We start from the raw sequence: 7,467 nt of genomic DNA, 5'->3' as shown, positions 1-7,467 counted from the left end.
ACTAATCTTAGTATGTTTTTTATGGTAATTATATATGCACTTATACCACATCAAGAGGTACACCTTTTGGCAGGGTGTAAAAACAACTAAAAACAGCACTTCAAAAAGTGCGAAACTCACTTTTGGGACACTTCAAAATAGGGATGTACCTTTTGGGATTCTGGTGCAAAAATCATTTGATAGAGACATAGAAACCTACTAGACTGTTCAATGGCAGATTATGATGCAATTCTAAACAATTTATGTATGAACCTAACTTCATTTTGGGCAGACTTCACCTGTAGGTGAAGTTGTCCTTTTTTCATCATATGCATGGTTTCAACGTCACTCAATATAGAAGGGGCTGTTTCATATGACTTGAATCCTAGCATAGAACGCACACATTTCTTAATGAAACGGTGATCCTGTTCCACTATATTATTGAGATATTTAACTTTCCTTATTTTTATGCCTTCAGGTATACGTTTCTCTTCTTTTAATTCTTGAATTGCTACAGGATAGGCTGGGTTCTTGTCTACTGTTATAACACGAGGTTTACAAATATGAGAAGCAGCCAAGGCTTTCTTGAAAAAGCGCTTAGCTGCTTGTTTATCTCTTGATTCACTGAGATAAAAATCAATGGTATTTCCTTCTGAATCGACTGCGCGATATAAATACATCCATTGACCTTTTACTTTCACATACGTTTCATCGGCTCTCCAAGAATCATTTGTTATCTTAAGATGACGTCGTACTCTTTCAACTAATTCAGATCCATATTGATGCACCCAACGCATAATGGTGGTGTGAGCAATAGACAAACCTCGTTCCTCCATCATTTCCACCAAATTACGAAAACTCAGGCTGTACCGTAGGTACCATCTTACCGTTAATAAGATAACATCAGGTTGATAGTGCTTCCATTTGAACAAATTTTCCTTTTTCATACCGATCACACACCTTTTTTAGAGTCATACTATCAGTATGTCCAAGTTTAGGAGTTTACTTGCAAGAGCTTTAGAGTTTTTGCACCAGAACCAATGATTATATATAAAAAGAGCCATTTCGGACTCAGAATCATAGACACAATATAAGTGTCTGAATCTGAACCGCGAAACGGCTCTTGAATGTTTAAACGAAATAAAAAAGAAAAGAAAAATAAATCTATATTTAATTTAACATAAATTGAATTGATTTCCTAAGAATTTTCGTTGACTTTTGGAGTAGAGGCTGGTTCATCGTGTGGGGGCGAACCCCCACGTATTACATATCTATCCATATGGTAAATGAAATTATAATTCGAAAGCACGAGCAATCCAGCTCGTATAATAACAAATTCAAGCCGATAAACCCAAATAGTTGCTTTTGGATGTGTCGGCTTGATGCCGCCAAAACATCAGCCTCTATATTAATTGGTGTAGAAACGATGCATATCATTAAAAAGGCCAACTTATTTTACAGGACAAGTCTGTCCAAAATGAAATGAAGTTCATTCATCAACTATTCGGAATGGCTGCCTAAGAATAGATTCCATCAGGAATCTATATACCTCTTTCAAATAAATGCAATCTTTGCACCAGAACCACTTTTTGTATTTTAACAATAGACATTGTAATCAATCCTTAATTAATAAATTTCATATTCATCTAATATATCTTTCAGTTCAAACCAATCATCATCTGAAAAAACATTATCAAGTTTGGATAACTTAAATTTCACTTTCTGTGCAAAAATAAAAATGCTATCGGCCAATTTTATTAATTGGTTATCATCTAACTTATAAAGCGTATCTCCATATAAATATTGCCATACGTATTCTGTTACTTCCATACCTTGTTCAGGCGAGTTTTCTATACATTCTATAATATAAACAAAATCTTCTTTTATCTTTTCATACACTTCTTCTAATACTAATTTTTTTGGTATCTTGATTTGATTTTCCGATAATGACTTTATTAATTTTTCCTTCTGTTTTTTACTCAAGCTATCGCTATTAAACTTGGTTTTTAAATCAAGTAATCGGTCATATTCTGTATTCATTAATTTTATAATTTTTTTCTGATTAACTCTAAGGAAATCAATATCATTATCAGTGTAAATTCCATCTGTATTGATCCTTCTAATTAGGCTATTTATATTCTTACCAATATAATTTATTTCTTTAGTTAAATCTCTATAAGCTTTCATATCGACTTCAAGTTTGAAATGTGATTTTGCTGAATCAATAACAAATGCTGAAACATTTTTATATCCAAAATCTATAGATTTATTTTTAATAAATTCTTTATCCTCTTTAAACAATTGAATTTCCAGTCTTTCCTTTTTTCTATTTGCTCTCAATTTCATTTCTCCTTTCATTAAAAATCGAGCAAAGCGACAACAAATTTATAGGGTATTTACGATGTAAATACCCTATAAAAATTTGTAAAGGTTGTAGGAAACTCCTACCAAGTCAAAACGAACGTTTTGGGGTTTGCCCGGGCAAACCCGTAGCTTGCCCTTTGCTAAAACCTCAAAATTATACCATTCTCCCAACAAAATGGCATGTAATGTTAAATGTTCCATAAAGTATAACTTCATGAAAAAGATTAATCGCTTATAATAAAGATTGATAATTTGTAATTAGGGGTACCACTGTTAAGTAACAATAAAGTAGTTTAAAAAACGCCTATCATGCTATTTAACAATCGGACCATTTAACGGAGAAAGAATCTCAATGGAAACTGAATACTTGTAGAAATGATAGTATGGTGTTTGTGTCACTTTTAAATAAAGTCACGATGTTTATAAAAAAGACGCGATATTTTGCCCCTTAGGATATGTTTATCTAAAGGGGCAAAACGCGGATTTTATACGCTAAGACAGTTTCTAAAAGTGAAATCTCATTTTTACTACTGAAAAAAACAACTAGTCCCTCCCCAAGAGGTGCTGGTTGACGTAAAATTCGTTATCAGAAGTTATAAATGAAATTCTTAATATCGGTTAATCTTTTTTCTTGTTAATCTAAAAACCAGATATAAAGATTATACTCTTATCCCTTTTATCACCACATCAACAATCGATTTTGCAAGGTTGTCGTCCAAAGGTGCATGCCCTGTAAGAAGTCGATATATCATAGGTCCATAAATTAAATCAATGATAATTTTAGAGTCTATATCGTTTCGGATCTCGTTGCGATCAAATCCCCGCTGCAACATAACCTGCACAGCATTTTGTCGATTGACTAGGAACCGTTCGCGAAATATGGTAGCTATATGGGGATCGTATTGACTTTCAGCAATGAGTTGGGTAAACACCTTACCAATAGGACTTTTATAAAATCGCATAACTGAAAGTAACTGTTGTAAAAAATCTTCACGTACAGATCCAGTATCAGGTATTTTAACCTCAGCTTCCATTTTAAATAGAAAAGCATCTATTGAAACTACATTTTTGTTTGGCCACCATTTATAAATAGTTGCTTTGCTAACCTCAGCACGGGCAGAAATCTCATCAACAGTTGTTTTCCGAAGTCCTTCTTCAAACAAAAGTTCGATAGTAGCTTTCAGAATACGCTCACTTACTTTATTGCTGCGGGGTCTCCCTCGCTTATGCTCAGAATTTGACTGTTTTACCTCGTAATTAACCAATTTGTTCATCCTCTATATTTGTGCTTAATGTGACAGTTTGCCAATTATTTAAATCTGTTTTGACTTGTTCAAGTTTTGTTTTTATTCGCTTTAGGGAATCAGACCCCAAAACAAGTCTTAGTGGTGGATCATCAGCTGCAACAACCTTTAAGATAGCTGAAGCTGCCTTTTTAGGATCACCAGGCTGGCTACCGTTACTTTTATTAGCTGTTTCTCGTGTTTGTCCTGAAGTATTTGTATAATCTTTAATAATTGTATTAACAGAACGCATAGAACTTGCAAGAAAATCGGTACGAAACATTCCTGGTTCGACAATGGTAACGTGAATGCCTAAAGGTTTCACTTCTAACGATAACGCTTCCGATAATCCTTTCACTGCAAATTTAGTGGAGTTATAGATTCCCCATCCTATAGAACCTGAAAATCCACCAACTGAAGAGATATTGATAATATGGCCGGATCTTTGAGATCGAAGATGGGGTAAGACAGATTGTGTTACAGCATGCAAACCAAAAACATTAGTAGAAAATACTTGTTTTACTTCCTCCAGGTTCGCTTCTTCCACTGCTCCTAACAGTCCATACCCAGCATTATTGACCAAAATATCAATATGCCCAAATTTTTCAATGGCTTTTTCGACTGATTCTTGGATTTGATAAGAATTCGTTACGTCTAAAGGCAGGATTAATAAATGATTATTATCTTGAAAAGATTGTGCTAAAATTTCTGGTTTACGTGCTGTAGCTACTACCATATCACCTTGTTCAAGTGCTGCTTCAACTAATGCACGTCCAAATCCTTTTGAAGCCCCAGTAATGAACCAGACCCTGTTATATACAATGTTTTCTTTTTCCAATGTGCATACCTCCATTTTTTAGGAATTTTTACTAATAATTATATAATAAACTAAACGTTTAGTATTTTATACTGTATTTATAAAAAATGTCAGAGAAAGGTTTTCGCACATCAGTTTTTACATTGTGGGGGGACGGAAACGATTCAGGGTATGAGGGGCCACTCTGGGATTTAATTACAAATAAAAAAAGAACTTTATTCAAGTTCTTTTAATCTACGATACAGAGCGGCCTGACTCACTCCTGTAATCTGACATATTTCCTTTACTGTTTTCTTGGTATGTTTTCGTAATTCAATTGCATGGTTCATTCCAGGATGTTTATCCGTGTATTTCTTCACTCTTCCTCTATATACGCCTTTTTGTTTTGCTAGCTTTATTCCCGCATGTTGTTTTTCCTTAATCATTTCACGATCTAATTCACTAAAGGCAGCCATGACAGTTAAGAAGAACTTACCCGTTGGAGTTCTTGTATCAATCCGCAAATTTAAAATTGCAAAGTGAACATCCTTTTCCCGAAATTGTTCTACTAACTGTAACAGTTGAATGGTATTTCTACCTAAACGATCCATTCTAGTTACGACTAAGGTATCCCCAGTAGTTAGTTTTGAAAGTAACCTGTCTAACTCCGGCTTTTGTTTTGTTACTCCACTAATTTTCTCTTTTATGATTTCATCTACTCCATATTTCATGAGCTGTTCAATCTGTGTATCTAAATTTTGATCTTGTGCACTTACACGTGCATAGCCATAGACCATTTTCATCCCTCTTTTTGTACATATTTTTGATAAGTTTTATTGAGAGTCTATGAGACTAATAATATCAAGGAAATGATTTCTTATCAATAAGGTACACTCTATCGAGAAGGTCGAATATGCAATTTTGCATTTCAATATATATATATAATCTAAATATATTATAATTTTTATGTTATACTTTAAAAGACACCTAATGTTTATACTATACAACGGTATATAAAACAGCAGCTGAAAATTCCCTATCTATCATTATAGATAGGGAATTTTCTAATTCTCAGTTACAAAATACAAAACATAAATTCAACAAGAAGCGGAGAGAATGGTACTATGTATCCTAAGTTTTTTGATAAAATGGCCTTTTCAAAAGAACATAAAGATTTATTAATTCAATTATATAACAAAGAAATTACAAGAAATGAGTATGATCGTTTATTAAACAATCTATATGATAGAAATTCTACGGTACATAAAAATAAGAAACCAGATAACATGCTATCTACTTAAAACTTTCAATATTCTCAATAACCTAAATAAGGTTCTGTTGCAAAGTTTGAAAAAAGCATAAACAGGTTGGTAAATGAGGAACTATGTTTAGGAAGTAGCTAGTAATTGTTGAAATTCATTGTACGTTGAAAAGGCGGAGTCTCTTTGAAGACTTCGCTTTTGTTTTATATGTTAAAATTAAAAGTTTAGCTATCAAATAGCGTTGATAATTATGGTTGGCACTCTCAAGAAAAATCATCAAGGAAGATACGCATTGCCTGATGGCCAATATTTTACAAATGGTGATGTTATTAATAAAGTACCCCAAAAAGTAAAGTTTTTGGGATGCTGATATTTACCAAACGATTTGAATGTCACTTTAGGAGATAATTTGCACTAATTTTAAGTGTTCTTTAGCGTCCTGAGTATACATAATAAAGTTGTCTGTGCAGATTTCGTAATTACTGGAGTAAAGGTTATGAAGTTAAGATGTTCATAACTTAAAAGTTTTGAACAAGTCATGCGAATGTGATAAAATCAGTATTGTCAATTTAGGAGTTATTTTGCACCTATTTTAAGCGCTATTTTGCACTATGAGTAAATATAAAAAGCCTAATTTCTCATTAAAATTGAGAAATTAGGCTTTTTTCGTTGCTCCATTAAAGCGCCCTTTTCTGGAACAACAACATTTTCTATTAATGATTTTTCATCCACTCTGATTTATTCAATATATAGTGATTATATAATTCATTTTCTATCGTTTGTTGACTCAGATAAGTAAATCCGCATTTTTCAATAACTTTATTTGATGAAACGTTGTTAATTAAAGCTACTGCGTTAATGACATCTAAATTTGTATTTGTAAACAAATAGTTAATCAATCCTTTAGACGCCTTAGTAGCGTATCCTTTCTTTTGAAATTCACTTGAAATGGCATACATAATTTCTCTATTCGGTGAAGGTAGCTCATCTTTAATGCCTGTACAGCACCAACCAATAAATTCATCTGTTTCCTTAATAAATACCCCTAGTTTTAAAAAATGACCATCTATGTTTGATGTATTTACAGCGGCATCAAGAAAGGCTTTATTTGCTGGTATTTCATAATTGGTAACCCAATCTACCCTTTGTTCTTTTGTTGATTTCCAGTCTGGCAAGAAATTAAATATTTCGGGTTGATTTGAAATTCTGTATATACTATCTGCATCTTTAATGGAAAACTCTTGGAGATAGATATCTCCGCAATCTATTCTAAATAATCTTTCTGATGTTTTATGCTTCATAACTCTACCCCTTGTAAGTCATATTTTCATTACTTCTTTTAGTGAGCAATCTTATTCCATTTAAACTCCCTTTTCCTTAATAATAATTATCTCAAAATTTAATTATTTATACAATCACTTATTCCAGAATATGGCCCGATTGCGGAACAAAATTAAAAAAGCGCTTTTTATCAAAAAAGCAGCCTGTCAATATTTCTTAAACCCAATATTTGTTCCAAAACTCGTGAAATAATTGGCTCCTTTCATGGAGCTTTTTTAGTGGCTTTGAAATAGCGGTGAACTGTTTATAAGGTCTTGAATTTTTGATTAAACTTTTTGTAAAAGTAAGTTACTAAATATAACGAAACGCCTTTATTTTGATTGAATTTTTCTCAAAATAAAGGCTAGGTATATGGTGAGCAAACACGGGTCACGGGATATTTTTAATCAAACTTTATTTCAAACCAACAGAAGAATCACTTTGATTACTTGAAGTACTTGAA

Annotated in this window: 7 protein-coding genes and 2 pseudogenes; 2 read left to right on the top strand and 7 right to left on the bottom strand. The window is 32.7% G+C overall.

Translation table 11 applies throughout. From position 1 onward, the window contains the following. Positions 1 to 218: 218 nt before the first annotated feature. Positions 219 to 926, bottom strand: a complete 708-nt coding sequence (locus CN288_RS27850) for an IS6 family transposase (RefSeq protein ID WP_098303642.1) — start codon at positions 924 to 926, stop codon at positions 219 to 221. 446 nt (positions 927 to 1,372) lie between these two features. Here CN288_RS27850 and CN288_RS29955 point away from each other — a divergent pair. Beyond that, a pseudogene (locus CN288_RS29955) lies at positions 1,373 to 1,500 on the top strand (IS6 family transposase); the annotation flags it as partial. Positions 1,501 to 1,605: 105 nt separating this feature from the next. Here CN288_RS29955 and CN288_RS27840 read toward each other — a convergent pair. The 4 genes from CN288_RS27840 to CN288_RS27825 form a co-directional block, all read right to left on the bottom strand. After that, on the bottom strand, positions 1,606 to 2,325 hold the full coding sequence (locus CN288_RS27840) for a hypothetical protein (protein WP_255260073.1): 720 nt from the start codon (positions 2,323 to 2,325) through the stop codon (positions 1,606 to 1,608). A gap of 677 nt (positions 2,326 to 3,002) precedes the next feature. Next, positions 3,003 to 3,617, bottom strand: coding sequence for a TetR/AcrR family transcriptional regulator (locus tag CN288_RS27835; RefSeq protein WP_255260072.1), 615 nt, complete (start codon positions 3,615 to 3,617; stop codon positions 3,003 to 3,005). Then, the gene (locus CN288_RS27830; protein ID WP_098303640.1) at positions 3,601 to 4,464 is read right to left on the bottom strand and encodes an oxidoreductase; all 864 of its coding nucleotides are present in this window, start codon (positions 4,462 to 4,464) and stop codon (positions 3,601 to 3,603) included. The genes CN288_RS27835 and CN288_RS27830 overlap by 17 nt, the downstream gene beginning before the upstream one ends. Positions 4,465 to 4,658: 194 nt before the next feature. Then, positions 4,659 to 5,219, bottom strand: a complete 561-nt coding sequence (locus CN288_RS27825; RefSeq protein WP_098303639.1) for a recombinase family protein — start codon at positions 5,217 to 5,219, stop codon at positions 4,659 to 4,661. Positions 5,220 to 5,546: 327 nt separating this feature from the next. On the opposite strand from CN288_RS27825, the gene CN288_RS29245 reads away from it, so the two are divergent. Next, positions 5,547 to 5,723, top strand: a complete 177-nt coding sequence (locus tag CN288_RS29245; RefSeq protein ID WP_170833733.1) for a hypothetical protein — start codon at positions 5,547 to 5,549, stop codon at positions 5,721 to 5,723. Between the two features lie 87 nt (positions 5,724 to 5,810). On the opposite strand, the pseudogene CN288_RS30135 reads toward CN288_RS29245, so the two are convergent. Both CN288_RS30135 and CN288_RS27820 read right to left on the bottom strand, forming a co-directional pair. Next, positions 5,811 to 5,888, bottom strand: a pseudogene (locus CN288_RS30135) (IS6 family transposase); the annotation flags it as partial. A 509-nt stretch (positions 5,889 to 6,397) separates the two neighbouring features. Further along, positions 6,398 to 6,985 carry a GNAT family N-acetyltransferase gene (locus tag CN288_RS27820; RefSeq protein WP_098161325.1) on the bottom strand — a complete coding sequence of 196 codons (588 nt, stop codon included), beginning with the start codon at positions 6,983 to 6,985 and terminating at the stop codon, positions 6,398 to 6,400. Between the last annotated feature and the right edge of the window lie 482 nt (positions 6,986 to 7,467).

Origin of the sequence: Bacillus sp. AFS023182 (genome assembly GCF_002560575.1) — a bacterium.
GTDB classification, from domain to species: domain Bacteria; phylum Bacillota; class Bacilli; order Bacillales; family Bacillaceae_G; genus Bacillus_A; species Bacillus_A arachidis.
Note: the sequence above shows the minus strand (reverse complement) of the source record. Positions and strands in the feature narration are given on the sequence as shown.

What these genes read in the sequence shown, in the direction of transcription:
- CN288_RS27850 (WP_098303642.1), bottom strand. Translation starts at nt 926, where the DNA reads ATGAAAAAGGAAAATTTGTTCAAATGGAAGCACTATCAACCTGATGTT.
- CN288_RS27840 (WP_255260073.1), bottom strand. Translation starts at nt 2,325, where the DNA reads ATGAAATTGAGAGCAAATAGAAAAAAGGAAAGACTGGAAATTCAATTG.
- CN288_RS27835 (WP_255260072.1), bottom strand. Translation starts at nt 3,617, where the DNA reads ATGAACAAATTGGTTAATTACGAGGTAAAACAGTCAAATTCTGAGCAT.
- CN288_RS27825 (WP_098303639.1), bottom strand. Translation starts at nt 5,219, where the DNA reads ATGGTCTATGGCTATGCACGTGTAAGTGCACAAGATCAAAATTTAGAT.
- CN288_RS29245 (WP_170833733.1), top strand. Translation starts at nt 5,547, where the DNA reads ATGTATCCTAAGTTTTTTGATAAAATGGCCTTTTCAAAAGAACATAAA.
- CN288_RS27820 (WP_098161325.1), bottom strand. Translation starts at nt 6,985, where the DNA reads ATGAAGCATAAAACATCAGAAAGATTATTTAGAATAGATTGCGGAGAT.